The organism is Cytobacillus sp. Bac17 (assembly GCF_024519925.1).
Classification (GTDB): Bacteria; Bacillota; Bacilli; order Bacillales; family Cytobacillaceae; genus Cytobacillus; species Cytobacillus pseudoceanisediminis.
The window spans coordinates 1-22,080 of the sequence record NZ_JALJRC010000032.1 but is presented as its reverse complement, the minus strand read 5'-3'; the positions used below and the strand labels follow the sequence as shown (position 1 = coordinate 22,080).

Below are 22,080 nucleotides of genomic sequence, written 5' to 3'. Positions count from 1 at the left end.
ATCAGAACTGGATACCGCCCGGGTTTCGGCCTTTTGATCAATCTTTAACTGCCGCTTCTTCACCTGTTTGATTTTCATAATGGGGTTTCACTCTTTTAATAAAGAAAGCAAGTATGAGTGCAATCACCGCAATCAATGCAGAAATGAAGAAAGTGAAATTAATGCCATGCAGCATCGCTTCATTCATGATTTGCTGCTGCATGTCAGCTGCGGCCTGTGCAGATGGCTGAGCTGCACTGGCACTCATATTGGCCAGTGAGTCAGCAGCCAGTTCCTCTGCTTTTTCTTTCGTGCGGTTGTTCATGACGGTAATCAGCAGCGCGGATCCAATGGCGCCGGATACCTGCTGCAGCGTATTATTCATAGCGGTTCCGTGCGGATTATTTATCGCCGGCAGCTGATTCAATCCATTTGTCATGACAGGCATCATGACCATTGACATCCCGAACATCCGAAAGGTATACAGCAGAACAAGAGTAGAATAGGCTGTATTCATGCCGATTCTGCTGAAGTAATAAGATGTTACAACGGTAATGGTCAGCCCAATTACCGCCAAAACTCTTGCCCCATACTTATCAAAGAGTTTCCCTGTAATGGGAGACATGACCCCCATGACAATCGCTCCCGGAAGCATCAATAGACCCGACTCCATTGGTGAAATTCCCCGTATGGTCTGTACATAGATGGGCATCAAAATCATCGCTGAAAACATGGCGACGGATATCACGATTGAAATGGCCGATGACAGGGCAAACATCGGATATTTGTAGATGCGAAATTCAAGCATAGGGTCATCCATCCGAAGCTGACGGAGTACAAAGGTAATTAAAGCAAGTGCCCCAATCACAATCGTGCCGTACACGAGGGGGCTATCCCATCCTTTTTCCCCTGCTGAACTAAAGCCATAAAGCAAGCCGCCAAATCCGATGCTTGATAAAACCAGCGAGATGAAATCAAGCTTAATAGCTCTCTGGGGTGTGATATCTTTTAATTTAAAGACTGCCAAAACTACGGTTAACAGGGCAATTGGCAGAACAAGGTCAAATAACATCCTCCAGCTGTAATGTTCAATCAGCCATCCTGAAAGAGTCGGCCCAATCGCTGGAGCAGTAATCATGACAAGACCAAACATCCCCATTGCCGCCCCTCTTTTTTCGACCGGAAATGCGGTAAGCATGACATTCATTAATAATGGCATCATAATCGCCGATCCTGAAGCTTGAATCATCCGAGCCCCTAATAACACACCAAATGCAGGCGCAATACTGGCCAGGAATGTTCCCAAAGTAAATAATGCCATGGCTGTAATGAATAATTTCTTATCAGAAAATCGCTGAATGAAGAATGCACTCGCCGGTATTAAAATCCCGTTAATAAGCATATAGCCTGTAGACAGCCATTGTACGGCTGTTGCATTCACACCGAATTCTTCCATGATGGATGGGAGGGCAACGTTCAGTAATGTTTCATTCAATATCGCAACAAAAGCCCCGATAAATAAAATGGCGATCATGCCATATGGCGGTTTGTTTTGACCCGTATTGGTTTCCTGCGGCATATAGAATCAATCCTTCTTTCTATGTTAAATATAGATTTGTTTATCGGATAACCCGACCGAGTCAGACCTGGATGAAACCTTCACGCAAAACGTCTTGCAAAAACGGGCTCGGTGCCCCTACGCTGTAAAGCTGCAAATCATGCATTGCTCTCGTGCAGGCGGTGTAGAATACACGGCGCAGGCTTTCATCACCATAGACATGCTCTGATGCATCATAAATAATGACGGCATCAAATTCGATGCCCTTGGATAAATACGACGGTACGACAACCACTCCTTGTTCATATTCAGTCGAGTTGCTTTTCAAGAGTTTAATTCCATCGATGCCGGACAGAGCCTCATATGCACGCAAACTTTCTTCAGCCGATTTGCATATGATCGCAATAGTTTTTAACCCTTGGCTTCGTAAATCCGCGACTTTAGAGGCGATGCAGCTGTGCAGCTGTGCGTGATCGGTTATTTGTTTCAGCTCGGGCCGCTTGCCGCTGCGATCAAAAGGGATGATCCTTTCGCCGTTTGGAACGAGTCTTCGCGTAAATTCAATGATCGGCTTTGTGGAGCGGTAGCTTCGTGCTATATTGATCACTTCTGTTTCATCCGGTCCGTACAGGCCAGCAAGCGGTTGAAAATCAGCCATTTCGCTGGCATGGGCAAAGATCGCCTGATTAAAGTCGCCGAGGACCGTCATCTTGGACGCAGGAAACAGGCGCTTTAGAAACTCAAATTGAAATGGCGAATAATCCTGTGCCTCATCAACGACGATGTGCTTAATCGAGCTGTTCGTCTGAAAGCCTTGAATCTGCTCCTTCAGATATAAAAACGGGGTAGCATCTTCATAAAGCAGGTGACCTTCATCCAGCATTTTCAGCGTCGCCTGACAAATATCCGTCCATTCTGCTGGTATCTCCCCTTCTATCCACTGTTTGATCTTTATGGGATCAGTAAAAATCTGTTTGTATATCCCCTTAAAATCGACAAAACGCAACGCCCGGATTCGTTTTCGCAGCGGCTTCAGCTTTTTCCGGACAATCAAGCGGGCTAACGCTTCAGGCTCGATTTCATAATCATGAATCGAATCTTCTTTAAAGCCGCGTTTTTTCGCGAGATAGGCATGTGCCTTATGATATTCCTCATTGCTGAGCAGCTCGATTTCCTCCTGTACCCACGGCTTATTCCGTTCCGCCTTTTCAGCTTCATTAATTTGCTTAATAAGCCATTCCATCAGCTTTTCAAGTCTGTTATGAAAGCGAAGTGAAGTGTCGCTGCTATAAAACCTGTCTGCCATTTGCTGCGCGGAGACAATCGGCTTTCCTCTGAAGACTATGTCCTTAAATAGCATTCCGGATAACTCCAGCGACTTCATGTATGCATGGATCGCTTCAAAAAAGCGGACAGATGCTTTGAATTGAATGCCCGTAACCCTTGCCCTGTAGGAAGAGGTATGGTCTGCAGTTAACACGTATTCCAGCTGCCCGTATGGATTTTCAACTTCAAACTCTTTACTCAGCCGGTGGTCCAAATATTCCTGGAAGGTGACCTGCTGCATATTCTCTTCACCGAGTTCCGGGAGCACATTGGACACATAACTGTTAAACATTGAGTTAGGCGAAAACAAAATAATTTGCTCCGCATTTAAATTATCCCGATCTTTGTACAGCAAATAAGCAATCCGCTGCAGGGCAGCCGATGTCTTGCCGCTCCCAGCCGCACCGTGAACAATGAGCAGCCTTCCGCGATCATGACGGATGATCCGGTTTTGATCCTGTTGAATGGTAGCTACAATATTGTGCATATGTTTGTCAGTACCCTTGCCCAGAACCTCCTGCAGGATCTCATCCCCAATGGTGAGACTTGTATCGAACATGGACTGCAAAACGCCGCCGCGGATAAGATATTGCCACTTCTTCTCCAATGTGCCCTGGATTGTGCCTCCCGGTGTTTCATACTTGGCGGGACCGGGCTGGTAATCATAGTAGACACTGGAGATCGGTGCCCTCCAATCGTAAATAAGGAAATTTTCGCCGCTGGCATCCCTTAGCGAGCTGATCCCAATATAGATTTGATCCTGATCTGATGAACCTTCTTCCATAAAATCAATACGGCCGAAGTAGGGAACCTCCTCCATCCTTCGCAGCGTGGACAAGCGCTTGGATGCATGTCTGTGGGTGCTTTGGCTGACCGAAAGAGCTTGAGCCTCCTGCCTCAACCCGATGATGGTCTCCAGGTAATCATCAAAGGTATCAATATTCACCTTGACTTCATCCCAAAAGTGTTTGCGGATATGAACCACTTCGTTTTTACGCCTGGAGGTTTCCTCTTCCAATCTGCTGACTTCCTCCGCAATTGTCCCCATGACACTGTCCAATCGTACTTGCTCCTGCTGAAGTTTCGAATTCATAGCAAACACTCCTTAAAAAAATTTATAAAAGGGTTGACAAACGAATTGATTGCATTATATAATTAAGATAGGGAAAATATATTTATTTTTTATTACATAATGCACATCTATATAAATTTACCACAGGGTTTCACTTTTTTCAATGGTTTTTACTTAATTCTTTGATTGTCGATTTTCGACAGAGCCGTATTTAACGTTCCCCAATGTTAAGTACGGCTCTTTTAATTTTATTTATCCCCTATCTTTATTTGTACTGATCCCCTCCCCGTTAACCATCAGGACAATTTCTTAATAGCTTCCCCATCCGTTACATTGTTAACGAATAGTATGGCCTTTTAAGGAGAGATCACCAGTCTTGTCCTGCATCCAAAGCTTTATTCATTTAAAGTAAGTGAACTTTACCTTGCCGAAAGCATTTGCCTCCTTTAATCTAGTAGTAAAATAAAATTGCTAGAGGTGGCCATTTTGTCGAAACCTTTTAAATTTAAGCAGCCTGGGCTTTTCGGGCAAATGGTTCTGCTCGTGCTTACTGTACTCTTAATTTGCATCTTGTTAATTATCATTTCCTTTTCATCCATTATTGACCAAATGATTGAGAAAACCACCGGACAGCAGGCGCTGACAGTTGCGGAATTGGTTGCCGAAAACGATTCCATCATCGATGCGTTTAATACAGATCATCCAGCACAAATGATTCAGCCTATTGCCGAGAAGCTTAGAGAGCGGACAGGCGCTGATTATATTGTAATAGCGAACGGGGATGGTATTCGTTATTCCCATCCCTATCCGAATCAAATTGGCAGGGCTACAGAAACAAGCAATAAAGCCCCGCTGGCAGGAGATTCTATTGTTTTTATTGGAAATGGCGTTTTAGGAGAAGCAGTTAAAGCGAAAACACCCATTTATGATGAGTCAGGTAAGATTATCGGTGTTTCTTCCGTTGGCTTCTTGACGAATGAAGTAGAAGGAAAAATTTTTGTCTATCAATTGCGGGTAGCCGGTTTCGGAGGACTTGCCCTTCTCATTGGCATACCAGGAGCCTTTTATATCGCCCGCCGTGTCAAGAAGCTTATATTTAATCTGGAGCCAGAGGAAATTTCTCACGCCTTCTCTGAAAAGCAGGCAATTCTGGAATCAATCGGGGATGCCACGCTTGCTATCAGCCCTGATCTAAAAATTTTATCAGCCAATAAAAAAGCGCGCAGCATTTTAGGTGAGCATGCAAAAGATACGCTGACTGAGCTGCATTTGAAAGCGCTTATACAAAATGCATTGGAGAATCCCAACCTTTTCATCCAAAAACAAGTGCTCATAAACAACTCGATATACATTGTAGACATATCGCCCATCCAGGCTGAAGAAACGGCAATAACAGGATTCGTCCTGACTATTCGACCCTTCTCTGAAGTTGAAGATTTGGCGAATGAACTTATTGAAATCCGGCAGCATGCCAACCATATTCGGGCGCAGACCCATGAGTATTTAAATAAACTGAACACATTAAACGGGCTCCTGCTATTGGAGCGTTACGAAGAAGCAAAAGCGCTTATGAAGATGGAAGTGCAAGAACTGCAGCAAACTGTCACCTTTTTAATGTCTACAATTAAAGATCCTTTGATTGTTGCCCTTCTTCTAGGGAAAGTGAACCGTGCCAAAGAAATGAAAGTATTGATCACATTTGACGAAAACAGCCAGTGGTTAGACTTCCCTGACACCATACAGAGCGAACATGTCGTGACAGTGGTTGGTAATTTGATTGATAATGCTCTAGAAGCATCTTCTGCATGGAAAGGAAAAAGCGCCACTGTCCACCTGTCCTTTACAGACTACGGAGACGAGCTGATTATGGATATTGAAGACAATGGCAAAGGCATGACATCTGAAGAAGAAGCTTACTTTTTTACAGAAGGAGCGACAACCAAAAATGACCCCCAGCATGGTCTGGGCCTGACCATTATGCAGCATGCATTGAGCCAGCTTGGCGGGGAATGGTATCGTACAGATCGTTCAGAAGGAACATGTATGACAATCGCCATTCCAAAAGCTAATCCTGATTTCACAACTGCGAAGGAGAGAGAAAAATCATGACTAACCCATCCATCGGGGTGCTGATCGTTGAAGATGACCCTGTCGCTTCGTCTGTATATGAACAGCTTATTCAAAACGGAAAAGATTTCACTGTCATCGGAAAAGCACAAACAGCTTCAGAAACCATTCAATTGCTAAACGTTATCACTCCCGACCTGATCCTGCTCGATGTTCATCTGCCAGATGCAAATGGAATTGATTTGCTATTTCAAATCAAACACGCACACCGTCATGTAGATATCATTATGATAACCGCTTCCAATGATGCCAAAACAGTAAGAAACGCCATGCGTGGAGGAGCATATAGCTATCTGCTGAAACCGATTATGGTTGACAGCTTTTTTTCAACATTTGAAGAGTACAGCCAAACGAGGCATGCCCGGCAAACAAATGCCCATATCAAACAAGATGAAATACAGCGGCTCTTTCAAAAAAACACTCCAGCTGCCGAGACAAAGCACGAGGCCGAGAATTTGCCAAAAGGCATCGACAAACACACACTCCGCAAAGTTACACAAGCAATGAAAGCTGCATCCACAAGCCTAAACGCTGAAGAAGTAGGGTTGCAAATCGGAGCAAGCCACTCCACGGCAAGGCGCTATTTAGAGTATCTGGTTTCTATTAACTTGGTGGAAGTCGATATTGTCTATGGCAGCGTGGGCCGTCCGGAACGCCGATACAAACAACCTTAGCAAGCCCTCTTATAAAGGGGCTTGCTTTTTTTAGCTATGTCTTAAAGAAAGCTTCTATAGGATAAACATTGCCTGACCAAGAAGTTCAGTTTAAGAAGAAAGCTCCTAGTGAATGATAGATATCTAACATATTACGGTATTTCTCTTATTTTCATAAAAAGTATGAAAATTATGAAACTATTGCTTTTTATTCAAATAAAACAACTAATCTATTCTTACGAGAGCAGCCCTGTTAAAGTAATTCGAAAGGAAGCGCTTACAACTATTTAGGAGGGTTCATATGCTCGCGTTGCTTGGATATATTATGGTTGCTGTTTTTATGGCTTTAATTATGACAAAACGAATGTCTGCACTACTGGCATTAATTATTGTACCAATTGTCTTTGCTTTAATTGGAGGTTTTTATACCGGAATCGGGGATATGATGCTCGAAGGGATAAAGCAAGTTGCTCCTACAGGCGTTATGCTTGTGTTTGCTATCCTTTATTTCGGTATCATGATTGATGCCGGCTTATTTGAACCAATTGTGAATACGATTTTGCGGATTGTAAAAGGGGATCCGCTAAAGATTGCCCTCGGAACAGTTGCTCTCGCGTCACTTGTTGCCCTGGACGGAGATGGGACAACAACATTTATTATTACTGTCACAGCCATGCTGCCTCTATACAAAAAGCTAAATATGAATTTATACATGCTCTCAACACTCGCACTTCTCTCCATCGGCGTCATGAACATGACACCATGGGGCGGACCGACAGCCCGAGTCATCAGTTCTTTGCAGCTCACAACCGAGGAAGTATTCCTTCCGCTTATTCCTGTAATGGCAGCTGGAATAGCCTTTGCCTTTCTCGTTGCTTGGCATTTTGGATTAAAGGAACGGAAACGGATTGGGATCTTCAAAATGGATGATCCAATTGCCAGTGAGATTCAAGCGGCAAAGGAACAAACCGCTGCCGCTATAGATCATGGAGAAAAGTCCGCAGAGCTGCAGCGTCCAAAGTTAATTTGGGTTAACGCCGGACTGACAATAGGCCTGCTGATTGCCTTAATTGCCGGATTGCTGCCTCTCCCTGTTCTATTTATGTTAGGGTTCGCGATTGCGGCGATGATCAACTATCCAAACCTGGTACAGCAAAAAGAACGCATTGCCGCCCATGCTGGAAATGTTCTCGCAGTGGTCGCATTAGTCTTTGCCTCTGGTATATTCACAGGAATCATGAACGGGACTGGAATGGTAGATGCAATGGCGACAGCACTTGTTCAAGTCATTCCAGAACAATTGGGAACCCAGCTGCCTTTAATTACAGCTATCACGAGCATGCCATTTACGTATTTCATGGCAAACGATCCCTATTACTATGGAATTATCCCGATCATTGGAGAAACTGCTGCCAGCTACAATATTCCTATGGCTGAAATTGCCCGTGCATCAGTACTCGGCCAGCCCGCTCACGTGTTAAGCCCGCTCTATGCCGCAGGTTACCTTCTAGTCGGCATGATCGGAATTGACTATGGCCAGAATCAGCGTTTTGCTTTAAAATGGGCAGTTGGCTCTTCAGTATTTATGATTATTGCTGCCATTGCATTTGGCGTTATTTCGATTTAATAGTTAGGGTGATGCATATTATTTGTATCACCCTATAAATCTGCAAAGCATCCTATAGTTTAAATATAATTCTACATAAATCTTATTTAACATTATTTATTTTACAGCTATAAAATGAACCAAAGTCAGATGCTGCGTTTTATGTTTTTTACGCGATTTAAGTAATGATCGTCTACTGTTTTAAATGTTTGTTATAAAAGTACATCTAAATATAGAATAAACCTTCAAGTCCTTATGTTCCCCTTTAACATAAATTACTCTTCTGCTTATACCTTTAAAAGACATACCTAACTTTTTTGTTCAACAAAAAGAAAACCACCTATTGGCAGCTGAATTTTACGATAGTCCTTTTGCTTCACAATGAGAGTCATGTCAATTGAATTGGAATCAGTGCCTCGGCTTTCTTAATATTTTCTTTTAAGTAAATAGGTGATTTTGGGTGGTTTAAAATTTCTTCTGAAGTTAACCAAAACACCTTTTCTACCTCATCAGGAATAATAGGTAACGCCTCACCAGATTCATATTCGCAAAGAAAAACAACATCCACCACATTTTGACCAGTATCTGTTACAAAAGAGGTGCTATTTACATAAGTTAAACTGTCTTTTACTTTTACACCGACTTCTTCTAAAATTTCACGTTTTACAGTTCTTTCTAGTATATTAGATGAACTTCCTTCTATATCCACCTTACCTCCAACTAGGGAAAGCAGACCTCCAGCGTGTTCCTCTTTTTTACTTCTTTCAATTATTAGCCACTTGTCATTTTTCCTTATAGCACCTTCAACATTTACAATAAACATTTTAAGTCCCCCAATATTTAATTGTATTTATTTTTCTTTAAATCTCATTAACTTCCCTTCCATTACTATGTTTTTATTTCAGCTAACCTGCACCTTCAGCTGTACAAAAAAACCGACTGGGTTTGGCAGCTGAACTCGAACATCAGCATCCACCATTGTATAAGACAAGAATATTATATTTCGAAAAAGTTATCCCTTTCTACTTTACACACTCTTAGTGCGAAGCTCTTATACCATTCATTTTTACCTCTATCCTGTGCAACTTGATGTGCCGAGTATTCCTTCCAATTCTTTATTGCATCCAATGAAGCCCAATATGAAACTGTAATTCCCAACCCTTCATCACGAGAACTTTCCAGGCCTAAGAATCCCTTTTGCTGAGAAGCTAACTCTGCCATTTTTTCCGCCATTTTTCCGTAACCTCTATCTCCCTCAGTTCTCTGTGATGAAAATATTACTGCGTAATAAGGTGGTTCAGGAGTTTTTACAATTCCATTCATACATTGTTTCCTCCAGTTTAATATTTTTATAATTCCCACTATTCTATTATAAATATTTTTAAACAAGAAAAGCGACTGCCTTATTGAGCAATCGCACACTATTTAATAAGATATTTACTTATGGTTTCATTTGGTCATTTGCATCCATTTATAATCTGCCTGGGGTCGCAGTCATTATCAAGACATGCTCGGCTACTTTTCATTAACTTGAATATTTTTATCAAACGCATAAATGCTGACAAGCTTCGGCCTGAACTAATTCCTCCAATTTTTTTTACTTTAGCAGAATCCTCATAAATTCTTTTCACTAATGTGGTCCTTGCCGTGATTCTCCAGGATGAGGTCAGCGAAAAAGACACACAGTCAGGCAATTTTACATTACATAACATCCATGAACTTTTATTTATATAAATATCACTTAAATCCCCTATGATTTCGGGATAATGACTTTACGTATGCTTTTTCACAAACTGCTCCAACAAAGGAATAAATTTCTCATGCGCATAAATGCCTTCAGATTCTGAAATCGTTTGAAGAAGAACATGATGAATAGATTTTGTTAATAAGTTTAAAGCCTGCTGGACAGAACCATTCTCAAATTTCTCCAATGACTCAGGCAATTCATCCTCGTCTAGAATAAAATATTCTCCATTCGGAAGTACTAAAATATCGATTATTAAATCTTCAAAACATACCATTCTATCGCTTATCAATGTATTTTTTACAATGTTAAAATATGAGCCCAAATACTTTCCTTTATGGTCTCTCCAGAAATATAGATTATATGGGCGATTTTCCCAGTAATAAGCAATTGTATAGCTGCCTTTCGGTATTGTTAATTGAGCTTGATTGGCTTTCATTGTAAAAGTGTCTTCAATAATATGAAAAAGCACCGCACTTTGATTTTGCACTGTCAACAGCATACAATTATATTCCACGACTTCGGAATCATACCTTATTTTTCTTTCTATTATTTCAGCCCCATTGAATTGATGAGTTCTTAAATTTGTTATAGTTGAAACCTCCCAATGGCAAATAAGAAAAGATGTATTTACAACATTAAATTCATAATGTACTGTTCGCCAATTGGCCCCATTTTTCTGCGTCCTGTATCCTGAAATCCAACTTTTACATACAGTTTTTGAGCAGCAATGTTTTTGTGATTAACAGCTAACACGATTTCATTACAGTCAGGGAATTCGTCAGCAGCAAATTTTCTTAATAATAACATAGCCTGCTTTGCATATCCTCGTCCTTGCTTAGCCTGGTTAATGGATAATGATGTTAGCAGCATCGCCTGCGGATTGTCCGAATACTCCTTTACTCTTTCAGTTGAATGCAATAAAAAGAAGCCTACTGGTTCTCCATCACAAAGGATAACGATCCGATGTTGGCCTTCTGTTACTTCTTTATAATTGCTTGGCAGTGAAGTGAATTGAACCTGCTCTTTAGGAAGCTCAAAAGAATTCAAGATATCCATATGTTCATTAGAGAAATGTTTCAATTCCAAATAATTTGTCTTTTTCATTTATTCTCCCCCTCAGTACAATAGTATGATAAGAACAAATGTTTGTACAGTTAAAATTTAGTTATTAAACCAAAACAAACAATAAGCTGCCGTGATGGCAGCTGGCACTATTTTTTCTTGCATTTTATCATGAAGAAATTTATTGATGGTTTATTTTTCATATCCTTATTTGGCTCGTCAATCTCTGAAAGCTCAATCAGGCCGTATTGTCCAAATTCTTGTTTTATGGTGTGAGAATCATAAAAAAACATTTTCACACCTTCCATGATCTCAAAATAATCTTTATCCAATTGTTTGCCCTTGCCAAACATGGGTGCTTTTTTTGAAACAGCTGTAAAAATCATATAGCCATTTGGCTTTAATTGATCATAGCAATCTTTAATAAACTTCTCTCTCTCATCCTTATTCAATAAGTGAATAAGGGCATGGGAGAATACACCAGTGTAAAGCTGGTCATCAAAAGGCATGTCAGTTACTGAGCCATGAAAAATTCTGCTGTCAATCCCATGTTGGCTTGCCAGATCAATGGCTGTTTTTGAAATCTCAATGCCTGTCACATTTATGCCATTTTCAATAAAAACCTTCGCATTTCTTCCATATCCAAAACCCGGCAACAGTATATCCTTAACATTCTCTTCAAGGAAAAAGTCCTTTGTTAAGATAGCGGAATCTGCAGCCTCAAATCCCCACATCGTTTGTTTTTCTATAAAACTGGATTCCCAGAATTCCATTAGATCTCTATCTCCTTTATGTTTTATTTTCATTGCAGCACTAGCGGCTTAACACTTATATATTTTTTAATAATAGACATAATGACTCTTTAATAACTATAATTGTTTTTTATTTTTTTGTAAATGTAATTCCTTAACAATTAACAGAATGTATTCTTTACTACAATTAAGTTAAGCCAGCCTGCTCCTTTAAGTAAACAAAAAGCTGCCTGATTTGGCAGCTGCTATGAAAAAGCACATGATAATTAAGAAGCGATATTATGTACCTTCAACCCAATAAGTAGTTTTCCCCAAGATAAGATCGTTTTTAAATAATTCTTCATATACAGCCAATAACTCATCCGGAAATTTCACTATCCCAGCATCACTTACAAATCGGATTCCCTTTATCTTATTTAATTCATTCATACAAGGTACACCGCTGACAGAATCTGCAAAGTAGAAGTAACCCGTCCACTGGATATCTCTGAAATAGAAATTTCCCTGATACACCTCAGTAAGTGCATGAACGGTTAATCCGATTTCCTCTTTTACTTCCCGTTTTGCACACTTTGATGGAGTTTCGCCTAATTCCTGTTTTCCCCCTGGAAAATTCCACAGATCCCCTCTATCTTGTACTACTAAAATATGATGGTCCTCATCTTTTATCAGGACACGGGTGAAAATATTTTGCATATACCCTTTTCCTCTCCATTAAAAGAAACAATTTTATGGCATAGAAGATACAGCCAAATCAATAAAAACGATTGCAAAAACTAAAAAACCATGAAAAAGCTAGAATACAATACCAATTTTGGCTCTCTTATTTGTTTATAAAGGGTAAGTCCGACACGATCGAAATAATCCATGTAATCATGCCCCATAGGGAAAATAAAAAGCCAAAATTTGCAATCAATAACAATCAAATGAAAAAATAATAAAGACCAGGATACCGTTTAAATTCTTTCAATCTCATCACAGGAGTTACTCAACAAAGGCACCCTGACTTTTGGGATCTAATAGAAAGAATTGCCGAAAGAAAATATTCAGCGTCCAATCCTACTCCGCAAATCAATGCCGAGCCTCGCTGATATTGCCAGGGTAAGCCTATAAAATACAGGCCCTTAACTTCAGTGATCCCCCTTTTATGTATTGGTTTTCCTTCATTGGAGATGACACCTTTTATATTAATCCAGTCGTATGAAGGAACGAAACCAGTGGACCAGATAATACTATCGAATTTCCTCCGAGTCTGATCTTCAAATAGAACTTCTGTATCATTGATGTGTAAAACTTTAGGTTTTACATCAACCTTTTTGATTTTTATGAGTTCTTTCAGTTCCTTTCCAAAAATCGGGTCCTTCTGTTTTTGAAACCAGCTGCCTTTTACTGTATCTTTTCCTGCAAACAGCAGACCGAGTTTATCCAGCCAATAAAAAACACTTCTTCCAAGTATCGTTAATGGCAAAAATTTCATACTGTGACCAACAGCTATAGTGACGCTCTTATCTTTTGCTAATTCCACGGCGATTTGTGCCCCGGAATTGCCGCCGCCCACAACCAATATCTTACTTCCTGGCACTTCACCTGGCGAATGATATTCAGAAGAGTGAAGCTGAAAAGTATTTGCCCCCTTTTTTATGGCATTAGGTATATATGGTTTTTGAAATGCTCCAGTTGCAATGATTACTTGCTTAGCTATCATCTTCCCGCTATTAGTTTCTAAGAGAAATGAACCATCAGGCTGTTTATTTAACTTAGTTACATTAGTGTTAAGCATGACTGGAAGATCAAAATGCTTAACATAGTCAATCAAATAGTCCGCCATCTCATCTTTCGCTGGAAGTTCATTTGATGAACCTCCCATTTGTAATCCAGGCAAACTGCTATATCGGCGTGGGGTAAATAAAACCAGGGAATGGTATCTTTTCCTCCAGGAGTCCCCCACGTCCCCATTTTTTTCTAATATGACAAAGGATACATTTTCTTTTTTTAAATAATAACCCATTGCTAATCCTGCCTGACCTCCACCAATAATGGCCACTTCATAATTTATTATGGTTCTCACTCCTCTCACACAAAAGTTATTCAAATACTGATTTGAATATTATTATATAATAACCAGAAAAAGGAATACACATTTTAAAAATAAAAACAGCTGCCTCTTGGCAGCTGTTCATAAAAAATGGACCTTCTTTGTCGATGAACCGAAGGCCCCTTTAAGTTAATTGCATGGTTGTAATACAAGTACCTTCATTCTCAAAAGTTGAAATTTCTGATTCCGATGTTTTTCCATCATACTTAATCTTTATTTGATATGTTTCATCTCTTGGGAGCCATAAATCAAAAAATCCATTTGCTTGGGACTTTACTTTTTCGTTCAAAATGACATTGCCTTCCGTATCTTCGATATATACATCAAACTCTTTATCAGCTAGTTCACCTTGACAACCTGTCAAGCTATGATTAGTTCAAGGATGAGTTTCATTAACGTAAGGTGCAATTGAAACGAAAAACTCTTCTTTCGGCAGATCATAGACTAATTCTTCACCATCCGCTTTTTTTACCAGTAGCTGCTGTGAGGTAATCGAAGCAGACTCGCTCTTAACGTTTCCTGCACTATAATCATTCACCAATTCCTTGATGTTATCAGCCTTCAAAGCGGCCTCATCATTTGAATCGGCTTGTCCACAGCCAGCTAATACTATTGAAATGAGTAAGACAGACAGAAATAGTTTTACCTTCATCTTTGTTCACATCCTTATTCAGTTTCATGCTTAAATAACTATTGCCAAAGTAAACAATAGCAAATAAATATGGAGAAATTATGGAGAAATGATTTGCAGCACCCGCTGCTTAAATAAGCAATTCGAATGTAACTATGCTAAAGTTATCTATGCATAGATATTTTCAGAGGCTGTGAGTCAAATTGAACTTAATTGAAAAATTATATACTGTTATAATATTTTTAGCAGTGATTTTTGGTATTAGTATAGGGCAAGCAGAGTTAATAAGGGCTAATGCGGAAAGTTTTATTGTGCCTTTATTAGTAGCAATGCTATATATTACTTTCTTACAAATTCCTATTGAAGATATCAAGATAGCTTTTAAGAACATAAAATTTACATACACTTCAATCCTCATAAACTTTGTCTGGACACCCATCCTGGCATGGCTGCTGGCAATGGTATTTTTAGGCGATAATCCATCACTATATATTGGATTTATTATGCTGATGGTTACACCATGCACTGATTGGTACCTAATCTTTACAGGCATAGCAAAAGGAAATGTTGCCTTATCAACTGCTATCCTGCCTCTAAACTTAATCTTACAGGTCATATTGCTGCCTATCTGCCTTCTGATCTTTGGCGGAACGACAGGAGTAATAGAACTGGGGTTTTTAGTTGAAAGTATTCTGGTTGCATTAATCATACCGTTAGTTCTGGCTGTTTTAACAAAGATACTCTTAAAAAACAAGGATCAGTTAAGAGAAAGCCTTGTATCCAGCCTTAGCGTGCTGCCAATTATTTTTCTAAACTTTGCCATCGTATCAATGTTTGCGTCACAGGGACAATTATTGCTTAACCATTTAGATTTACTGTGGAAAATAACAATACCTATTCTTTTATTTTTTATGATTAATCTTTTTGTCAGTCAAAAAGCTGGACAGCTTATGAGATTCCCGAACTCCGACAGAGCCAGTTTAAGCTTGACCACTTTAGCCAGAAATTCCCCGATTGCTTTAGCCATTGCTATGACTGCATTTCCAGACCAGCCTTTGATTGCGTTGACCTTAGTAGTAGGCCCTCTGCTGGAATTGCCTATCCTGGCCGTCATCACCCAGATTTTATTATTTATCACTAAAGAGAAAAGAACATAAGAATGAAAGCACATATCCTTTTTATTTATGAATATGTGCTTTCTTAACTTGTCTCAATAGCACAAAAAAGGTTGTTAATCTAACATTCATGTGAATACATTAGTTATAACACCCCTCATATCTTCCCTTCTCTAATCTGCCCAATCAGCTTATCCAGCCAATAAATAGAGTGCTCTGCTTTGGTCGACACATACCCGCCAAGAAACTCGATCAGTTTCTCATTATCTTTGTCTTTTTCAATCAGCTGTTCAAAACTTTTATAATACTCCCACTTAGCCTTGGAGCTCTTTAATTTCTCTTCAAGGATAGCGACTGCTTTATCTTGATCTACATATTTGATGTTGGCTAAACCCACCAACATTTCACCGATCGAATCGGCCGTTTCAAACAATTTGTAGATTTTTTTCGGCAGCTCTTCCCGGCCTTTAGCTGTGATTTCAAATATTTGTTTATCCGGCCGATGTTCTTCTTTAATTATTTCGACTGTTGCAATTAAGCCCTGTTTCGCTAATGAATCGAAATGGTAGTACAGCTTGCTTTCTGTCAATCCAGCTAGCTGATCAAATGGAATAGGCTCTGAAAGCTGCTTTTTTATTTTATAAGGATAATTCTTACCCTCCATCAGTTTGGTTAATATAAATATTTGAATGGTCATTCTTTATGCTCCTTCAAGAGAATTACCCTTATTTTAGCAAAATGAAGCTGGCATTTCAGCCTCATCCTTTACCTCTCCAATATTAAAACTCCCTTAAAGCAGTCAGTGTGCCTGCTTTAAGGGAGCCTTTATTCCTTACTTATACACGTTCATCGGCAGATTCGTTAAAGACTGGCCAGTGGCTGATGCCGTTAAATTCTTTTCTAATTCAAACCCTTCCACTGGTTCGATGCTGGAGAACTTCTTCACGAAGGTCTCCAGTGCTATTTTCATTTCCAGGCGTGCCAGAGGTGCACCCAAACAGAAATGCGGGCCATTTCCGAATGTTAGATGCTTTTTATTGTTAGGACGATGTATGTTTATAGAAAAAGGATCATCAAACATCCGATGGTCCATATTGCATGCACTCATCCAGGCAATAACGACATCCCCTTCTTTTAACTCAACGCCCAATAAATTGTTATCCTTTTTCACAGTTCGGTCTCTTCTCGACATATGAAAACGATAGCGGAGCATTTCTTCAACTGCATTTGGCACTAATTCCAGGTCATTACGCAGTTCTCCATATAAAGACTCATCATCATAAAGCAATGAATAAAACGTATTGGCAATCGCATGACTGGTTGTTTCCACTCCTGCGCCTAAAAGCAGCATGGTCACCTGCACAATTTCATTATCGGTAAACTTTTCACCATCTACTTCAGCTTGAATTAAATCAGAGATAATATCATCCGAAAGGTTCGACCGCTTTTGAACAACAATCGGATAGAGATATTGGAAATATTCTTTCGCAGCATTCTGTTTTTGAAGCTCTATGTCTTCCAGTCTCTCTTTATCGTAAGGCTGGAAAAGGATATCCACCCATTCTTTGAATTGAGCTCTGTCCTGTATCGGCACGCCGAATAAATCTGCAATAACCATACTTGGCAGCGGGGCTGCTAAAGCCTCAACAATATTAATTTCATTATTATCCTGGATGTTTTCTACCAGCTCCTCGGCAATCTGCTTGATGCGCGGCTCCCAATTCTTTAAACTGCGGGGAGTAAAAGCTGCTGCTAACAAGGAACGCCCTTTCCGATGATCCGGCGGATCTACAAGTGTAAGATTTGTTAAAGGCGACGCTTTCTCATGCTTGTCATTTGCCCCAACAAATATCGTTGTTCTCGGTCCGGCACTTGAAAAAAATTCATAGTTGCCCAGCACCTGTTTCACACCCTCATAGGTAAACACATTCCATGTATTCGTTTGTTCATGATAATACACGGGATGATGGTGAAGCATGTCCTTATACCACTCAATAGGAAAAAACTCTTCTGCACGTGACTTAAAATTAGTAATCTCATTTACGGGAATGACTTCTTTCAACATACTATTTCTTTTCCTCCTTTAAGATGATGGGGATTCACTGGGCTGCACCAAAATAAGATTTAATAATCTACTAAGGTAAATGTACCTTCCGTTATTACATTACTCTAAACAAAGTAGTTTAAAAAGAGTAATTTCGGCTAAAGATTTCCATTTTTTTATTTGAGGGGAATTTTATATATAGTCCATGTAACCTACATATAGGGAGAGGTTTTTTCAGAAAACATGCGTATAAGCAGCCTCCCTATGCTGTTTATACGAAGTCTGCAACTCATAGATAGGTACCTTTTTAATTCACTGCCTAAATATAGTATGACAAGTGGCATATCCAGAAAAAAACACATGGGAATTTTGGTTTTTTAGTGATTAGTCATATGTTAAGGAATAAATATAGAGATGAGTCCCTTGTTAAATAAGATTTAAAAGGAGGCCACGTCATGATTATCAAGGGGATTCGGCACAGATAATTAACAGGGGCAGGGCAACCATGCTCCGGAAAGAATTTGATCTGCGACATAGTAACGATGATTAGATAATACGGAGGTAAAAAATGACTGAACGAATTCTGAAAATAAATAATGTGGATATATGTACAGAAAGCTTTGGAAATGCTAAGGATCCAGCTATCCTTTTGATTATGGGCGCAATGACTTCACTGGACTGGTGGGATGAGGAATTCTGTCTCCGCCTTGCTGATAAGGGTAGATTTGTGATTCGATACGATCATCGGGATCTGGGACGATCGACCACTTATGAACCTGGTACTTCAAATTATACAATAACGGACTTGGCTGACGATGCGGCCGGTGTACTGGATGCTTATCATATAGAACAGGCACATATCGTTGGCATGTCCATGGGCGGCCTAACTGGCCAGATACTTGCCTTAAGATATCCGGACCGTGTACTGACGCTTACGCTGATTGCATCAAGTGTGTTCGGGACTGAGATGGAAAAGCTGCCTCCAATGGATCAGAACATACTGGATTACCACGCGAAGAGTGCTTCTATCAATTGGTCGGATCGGGATGCTGCAATTGCTTTTCTTGCGGGCGGCTGGAAAACTTTAGCCGGCTCCAAACCTTTCGAGCAGGAAAGAATATATAAACTTGCTTCAAGGGAAGCAGACCGCGCCAAACATCTGCCGAGCAGATTTAACCATGCCATGCTGCAAGGTGGAGACGTATATTTCGATAGAATGGATGAGATCAGTGTACCGGTGCTCATTATTCATGGCACAGAAGACCCAGCTCTCCCATACGAGCACGGGCTTGCTCTTAAGAAAGCCATCCCTCATTCTGAATTAGTGACACTTGATGGAACTGGGCATGAGATTCATAGTGAAGACTGGAATCAGATTATAGATTCTGTTATAAAGCTTAGTGCGAGATAAGAAGAATAAGTGGAAAGAAAATACACCTTCACACAAGAAGTCTTGGTTTAGTTGTATTGAATTGTTTTTTTAAAGGAAAGTTCAAAGCCCAATTTCTCAATGTTATGAGCGGGAAATTGGGCTGCTTTTACTTCAGAATTACGGCATTAAAATAAAACAGCCATTGTGATAAGTGCATTTGTTTAAAAATTTTAGATTACACTATACCAGAAAAGGGCTAAAGCCTATACAGCAATATTGCCCCTTCACAAAGAAAAAACGCATTTCTAATTTCAAAAAGCGCCCGATTGTTGAAGTTCTTAATTACTATGTCTTATTGAACTAAAGCATCCTTTAGTTTAAGTACAATTCTTCACAAACTTAGGATTAATATGCAATGGATTAGAAAAACATTGAGAACACATTCCAAAGAGAGTGTGCCAGGATTGGAACCCATAAATTTCTAAACCGAAGGGCAAGAACCCCAAGAGCAAGACCTAAAAGTAACGTACTAAAACCAGCAGAATGGATCAAAGCAAACAGAATGGAGGAAATGATTAACATTACATATCGTAATTTTCTGTATGGGATCAAAAGGAGCATACCCCTATAAAAGAGTTCTTCTTCAATAGGTACAATGATGCAAACAATCATAAAAAACTGGATATATTCGCCAAATCGTAAAGGCAGCAAATGAAAGGATAGTGGCTGGTGCATCAGCAAAATGACCAATGCCATTACCCCAAATATCCAAATGTAGGTACCTCTCTTTTTAAGAGGCGATAAACTAAAAAGATCTTTGTACTTCTTGCCCGCTATAAAAAATACTGTGATTAAAAATAGCATTAATATAACTCTATTTTGCAGTTGAAAACTAAATGGGCCCTCTGGCAACGTATCGGTAATGAATATAAATTGCTCTGGTATTTTAATGCCACGAAGATAATATCCAATAAAGACTATTAATAAAAATAGTGCAATTTTTCCTGAAATATTAAGGGAGGGTGTAGCCAGAGTAGGTTTATTTAACTGTAGTTTCAAGGGAAAAATCCTTTCCTCAAATTATATAAAATATATATTCTCTAAGTGTAAACTTTTTCCTTTATTTAGCTAACCTGCCCCTTTTGTTAAATAAGAAAAAGCTGCCAGATTCAGCAGCTGATCTTGAATATAAGCACCCTTTACTTTAAGTACACTACATCACAAACATCCGTATATTTAGAATAATATTGTTAATTTTATAGTATTATTCTTGGTATTCTGGATGATTGTGCCTAATGCAACCAAATAAATAACAACCTGTCTTCATGGAAACTTCGAATTCCAAGGGAGGAACATAACCAGATGAAATCTTTTCAAACATACCCTCATACTCTTTCTTTTCGGTGCGTAATTCTTCTAGGTGATTTATTTTATCGTCTTCAGTCCAATCTTCATCACAATCATCTTTTTGAACTTCATCAATTTCCTTAATTTTCTCCTTGATAACATCGTTTATTATTTCATTTGCTAGTGATTTATTGTTTAGTTTGAACAAAGAATAAACATACCTACTAACCCAATTCGGTTGCTTCCAATAGATATCCCAACCTTTATAAAACCATCTGTTAGCTTTTTTAAAATAACCCAATTCTACATACATATCTGCAATATCTACCTCGCCAACAAACTCATCGTCATGTTCAGAAAAGGCATCGAGCCTATCCTTTGCCTCGTTTAATTTACCTAATTCGATTAAACATTTGACGTGACTGTACATTGCGTAATCTGATTTCTCAGTTGCTAATAGAAAATATCTTGAAGCCACCTCTATATTTCCAAGATGGTAATTAGCGATTGCCAAGTTATTATAAGAGGTTTTAGAAGGCTGAATAGCAATAGAAGAATCCAAAACACCTTTAGCAAGTTCCCAATTTTCTTGTCGTATATATATTTCTCCTAACAGACTGTATGGAAAATGAGAATTAGGTTTATATTTTATCGCTTCTTCCAATAAAACAATAGCTTTCTCGTCTTTGTACTCTTCATAACAGTATATCCAAGCAAGATTAGTTAGTGATTGGACATTTCTACATTCGTTTACTGCCGTAAGAAAAAACTTCAATGCCTCTTCGTATTCATTACTTTCTAGTAATTCAATAGCTTTTTTATTCGTATTCAATAATGAATCCCTCATGTCTCAATAAATTTTATAAAACAAAAGTAAAATGCCTTAACTTCTATTGCACAAACCTGTTAGCAACTTCAATTACAGTAGGAACTGCTATTGCAACAGCTCCAGAACTAAAGCTCTCGTTAGCATAGTAGGAATATCAATAATTTAATCTCTGTAAGATTTGAGCTTCATTCTTTATCCGTGATATTACATCGTATTCATTCAACACAAAAGATTTATCATCAAAATCAACCCTATCAATCATTTCACTAATTTCAAACCAAACAGACAGGTCATCTGAACTATCTAACTCCGTAGCAACAATTTGAAAAATCATATGTGCCAAGTCAAATATCTTTGGATAGTCATTAGCTTTTATGATTCTATTTGCTAAAAGACCTATGTAGGCTCTTGCACATATCTCAAAGGTTGGCTCTTTAATTGCCAACTCTTCTAATGCTCTTTTAAAATACACTTCGATTTCAAATAGATTAGCATCAAATGAAATCAGGAAGTAGATGGTGTAATGGAGATGGAGATAGGTTATTTATTTGTTAGGCGCGTATGGGGGAAAGGATATGCATCAGAAGCAGCTTTAGCGTGTAAGAATTACGGATTTGAAATATTTCCATTGTCTCACTTTCGTTTTTGATTGAAGGATAGTACCTCATCGCTACTGGGTCTAAATACTTCTTTTATTAATGGATGTATTGTTTTAAAATTGTATACTAAATCATCTACTGTTTTTATTGGTCTAACGAACCCGAC

At 39.2% G+C, this 22,080-nt stretch carries 21 protein-coding genes; 6 read left to right on the top strand and 15 right to left on the bottom strand.

The genetic code is table 11. The annotated features are described in order from the left end of the window. Window positions 1–37: 37 nt before the first annotated feature. Together NR125_RS24445 and helD are read right to left on the bottom strand one after the other, a co-directional pair. A complete protein-coding gene (locus NR125_RS24445) occupies window positions 38–1,558 on the bottom strand; it encodes a DHA2 family efflux MFS transporter permease subunit (RefSeq protein ID WP_251156631.1) in 1,521 nt (506 codons plus the stop codon). Window positions 1,559–1,619: 61 nt separating this feature from the next. Further along, window positions 1,620–3,956: an RNA polymerase recycling motor HelD gene (gene helD / locus NR125_RS24440; RefSeq protein ID WP_009335248.1), complete on the bottom strand. Its 2,337-nt coding sequence runs from the start codon at window positions 3,954–3,956 to the stop codon at window positions 1,620–1,622. A 465-nt stretch (window positions 3,957–4,421) separates the two neighbouring features. Between helD and NR125_RS24435 the strand changes: the two genes are divergently transcribed. The 3 genes from NR125_RS24435 to NR125_RS24425 all read left to right on the top strand — a co-directional run bounded on the left by NR125_RS24435 (window position 4,422) and on the right by NR125_RS24425 (window position 8,342). Next, complete coding sequence (locus NR125_RS24435) at window positions 4,422–6,044, top strand: ATP-binding protein (protein WP_009335249.1); 1,623 nt, start codon at window positions 4,422–4,424, stop codon at window positions 6,042–6,044. Continuing rightward, window positions 6,041–6,736: a response regulator gene (locus NR125_RS24430; RefSeq protein WP_256816287.1), complete on the top strand. Its 696-nt coding sequence runs from the start codon at window positions 6,041–6,043 to the stop codon at window positions 6,734–6,736. The genes NR125_RS24435 and NR125_RS24430 overlap by 4 nt, the downstream gene beginning before the upstream one ends. Window positions 6,737–7,016: 280 nt before the next feature. Further along, a complete protein-coding gene (locus NR125_RS24425; RefSeq protein WP_009335251.1) occupies window positions 7,017–8,342 on the top strand; it encodes a CitMHS family transporter in 1,326 nt (441 codons plus the stop codon). Between the two features lie 367 nt (window positions 8,343–8,709). Here the strand turns inward: NR125_RS24425 and NR125_RS24420 are convergent, their stop codons facing one another. From NR125_RS24420 to NR125_RS24385, 8 genes are all read right to left on the bottom strand, one after another. Beyond that, a complete protein-coding gene (locus tag NR125_RS24420) occupies window positions 8,710–9,144 on the bottom strand; it encodes an NUDIX hydrolase (protein ID WP_217027556.1) in 435 nt (144 codons plus the stop codon). A gap of 173 nt (window positions 9,145–9,317) precedes the next feature. After that, window positions 9,318–9,644, bottom strand: a complete 327-nt coding sequence (locus tag NR125_RS24415; RefSeq protein WP_256816285.1) for an antibiotic biosynthesis monooxygenase family protein — start codon at window positions 9,642–9,644, stop codon at window positions 9,318–9,320. A 449-nt stretch (window positions 9,645–10,093) separates the two neighbouring features. Beyond that, window positions 10,094–10,657: a ribonuclease FAU-1 family protein gene (locus NR125_RS24410; protein WP_180321091.1), complete on the bottom strand. Its 564-nt coding sequence runs from the start codon at window positions 10,655–10,657 to the stop codon at window positions 10,094–10,096. A gap of 38 nt (window positions 10,658–10,695) precedes the next feature. Continuing rightward, window positions 10,696–11,172, bottom strand: coding sequence for a GNAT family N-acetyltransferase (locus NR125_RS24405; RefSeq protein ID WP_071157920.1), 477 nt, complete (start codon window positions 11,170–11,172; stop codon window positions 10,696–10,698). A gap of 107 nt (window positions 11,173–11,279) precedes the next feature. Then, window positions 11,280–11,903, bottom strand: a complete 624-nt coding sequence (locus NR125_RS24400; protein WP_071157918.1) for a class I SAM-dependent methyltransferase — start codon at window positions 11,901–11,903, stop codon at window positions 11,280–11,282. Window positions 11,904–12,161: 258 nt separating this feature from the next. Beyond that, a complete protein-coding gene (locus tag NR125_RS24395; protein ID WP_256816283.1) occupies window positions 12,162–12,578 on the bottom strand; it encodes an NUDIX hydrolase in 417 nt (138 codons plus the stop codon). A 292-nt stretch (window positions 12,579–12,870) separates the two neighbouring features. Further along, window positions 12,871–13,926, bottom strand: a complete 1,056-nt coding sequence (locus NR125_RS24390) for a flavin-containing monooxygenase (RefSeq protein WP_256816282.1) — start codon at window positions 13,924–13,926, stop codon at window positions 12,871–12,873. Window positions 13,927–14,101: 175 nt separating this feature from the next. After that, entirely contained in the window at window positions 14,102–14,629 is a 528-nt protein-coding gene (locus tag NR125_RS24385; protein ID WP_180321086.1) for a CueP family metal-binding protein, read from the bottom strand. A 182-nt stretch (window positions 14,630–14,811) separates the two neighbouring features. Between NR125_RS24385 and NR125_RS24380 the strand changes: the two genes are divergently transcribed. Continuing rightward, window positions 14,812–15,765: an arsenic resistance protein gene (locus tag NR125_RS24380; RefSeq protein WP_256816281.1), complete on the top strand. Its 954-nt coding sequence runs from the start codon at window positions 14,812–14,814 to the stop codon at window positions 15,763–15,765. A gap of 115 nt (window positions 15,766–15,880) precedes the next feature. Here the strand turns inward: NR125_RS24380 and NR125_RS24375 are convergent, their stop codons facing one another. Both NR125_RS24375 and NR125_RS24370 read right to left on the bottom strand, forming a co-directional pair. Then, window positions 15,881–16,420, bottom strand: coding sequence for a PadR family transcriptional regulator (locus NR125_RS24375; RefSeq protein WP_009335261.1), 540 nt, complete (start codon window positions 16,418–16,420; stop codon window positions 15,881–15,883). A gap of 135 nt (window positions 16,421–16,555) precedes the next feature. Then, complete coding sequence (locus NR125_RS24370) at window positions 16,556–17,788, bottom strand: cytochrome P450 (RefSeq protein WP_009335262.1); 1,233 nt, start codon at window positions 17,786–17,788, stop codon at window positions 16,556–16,558. Between the two features lie 547 nt (window positions 17,789–18,335). On the opposite strand from NR125_RS24370, the gene mleCBF reads away from it, so the two are divergent. Next, complete coding sequence (mleCBF, locus tag NR125_RS24365; RefSeq protein WP_192908184.1) at window positions 18,336–19,178, top strand: CBF family alpha/beta fold macrolide esterase; 843 nt, start codon at window positions 18,336–18,338, stop codon at window positions 19,176–19,178. A 381-nt stretch (window positions 19,179–19,559) separates the two neighbouring features. Here mleCBF and NR125_RS24360 read toward each other — a convergent pair whose 3' ends face one another. From NR125_RS24360 to NR125_RS24350, 3 genes are all read right to left on the bottom strand, one after another. After that, window positions 19,560–20,198, bottom strand: a complete 639-nt coding sequence (locus NR125_RS24360) for a CPBP family intramembrane glutamic endopeptidase (RefSeq protein ID WP_256816279.1) — start codon at window positions 20,196–20,198, stop codon at window positions 19,560–19,562. Between the two features lie 205 nt (window positions 20,199–20,403). After that, window positions 20,404–21,318 (bottom strand): tetratricopeptide repeat protein, encoded by a 915-nt coding sequence (locus NR125_RS24355; protein WP_256816278.1) that lies wholly within the window; start codon window positions 21,316–21,318, stop codon window positions 20,404–20,406. Between the two features lie 151 nt (window positions 21,319–21,469). Further along, complete coding sequence (locus tag NR125_RS24350; RefSeq protein ID WP_256816277.1) at window positions 21,470–21,787, bottom strand: hypothetical protein; 318 nt, start codon at window positions 21,785–21,787, stop codon at window positions 21,470–21,472. 51 nt (window positions 21,788–21,838) lie between these two features. On the opposite strand from NR125_RS24350, the gene NR125_RS24345 reads away from it, so the two are divergent. Continuing rightward, window positions 21,839–21,964 carry a GNAT family N-acetyltransferase gene (locus NR125_RS24345; RefSeq protein WP_372675478.1) on the top strand — a complete coding sequence of 42 codons (126 nt, stop codon included), beginning with the start codon at window positions 21,839–21,841 and terminating at the stop codon, window positions 21,962–21,964. Window positions 21,965–22,080: the final 116 nt, after the last annotated feature.

What these genes read in the sequence shown, in the direction of transcription:
- NR125_RS24445 (WP_251156631.1), bottom strand. Translation starts at nt 1,558, where the DNA reads ATGCCGCAGGAAACCAATACGGGTCAAAACAAACCGCCATATGGCATG.
- helD (WP_009335248.1), bottom strand. Translation starts at nt 3,956, where the DNA reads ATGAATTCGAAACTTCAGCAGGAGCAAGTACGATTGGACAGTGTCATG.
- NR125_RS24430 (WP_256816287.1), top strand. Translation starts at nt 6,041, where the DNA reads ATGACTAACCCATCCATCGGGGTGCTGATCGTTGAAGATGACCCTGTC.
- NR125_RS24425 (WP_009335251.1), top strand. Translation starts at nt 7,017, where the DNA reads ATGCTCGCGTTGCTTGGATATATTATGGTTGCTGTTTTTATGGCTTTA.
- NR125_RS24420 (WP_217027556.1), bottom strand. Translation starts at nt 9,144, where the DNA reads ATGTTTATTGTAAATGTTGAAGGTGCTATAAGGAAAAATGACAAGTGG.
- NR125_RS24415 (WP_256816285.1), bottom strand. Translation starts at nt 9,644, where the DNA reads ATGAATGGAATTGTAAAAACTCCTGAACCACCTTATTACGCAGTAATA.
- NR125_RS24405 (WP_071157920.1), bottom strand. Translation starts at nt 11,172, where the DNA reads ATGAAAAAGACAAATTATTTGGAATTGAAACATTTCTCTAATGAACAT.
- NR125_RS24400 (WP_071157918.1), bottom strand. Translation starts at nt 11,903, where the DNA reads ATGGAATTCTGGGAATCCAGTTTTATAGAAAAACAAACGATGTGGGGA.
- NR125_RS24395 (WP_256816283.1), bottom strand. Translation starts at nt 12,578, where the DNA reads ATGCAAAATATTTTCACCCGTGTCCTGATAAAAGATGAGGACCATCAT.
- NR125_RS24375 (WP_009335261.1), bottom strand. Translation starts at nt 16,420, where the DNA reads ATGACCATTCAAATATTTATATTAACCAAACTGATGGAGGGTAAGAAT.
- NR125_RS24370 (WP_009335262.1), bottom strand. Translation starts at nt 17,788, where the DNA reads ATGTTGAAAGAAGTCATTCCCGTAAATGAGATTACTAATTTTAAGTCA.
- mleCBF (WP_192908184.1), top strand. Translation starts at nt 18,336, where the DNA reads ATGACTGAACGAATTCTGAAAATAAATAATGTGGATATATGTACAGAA.
- NR125_RS24345 (WP_372675478.1), top strand. Translation starts at nt 21,839, where the DNA reads ATGGAGATGGAGATAGGTTATTTATTTGTTAGGCGCGTATGGGGGAAA.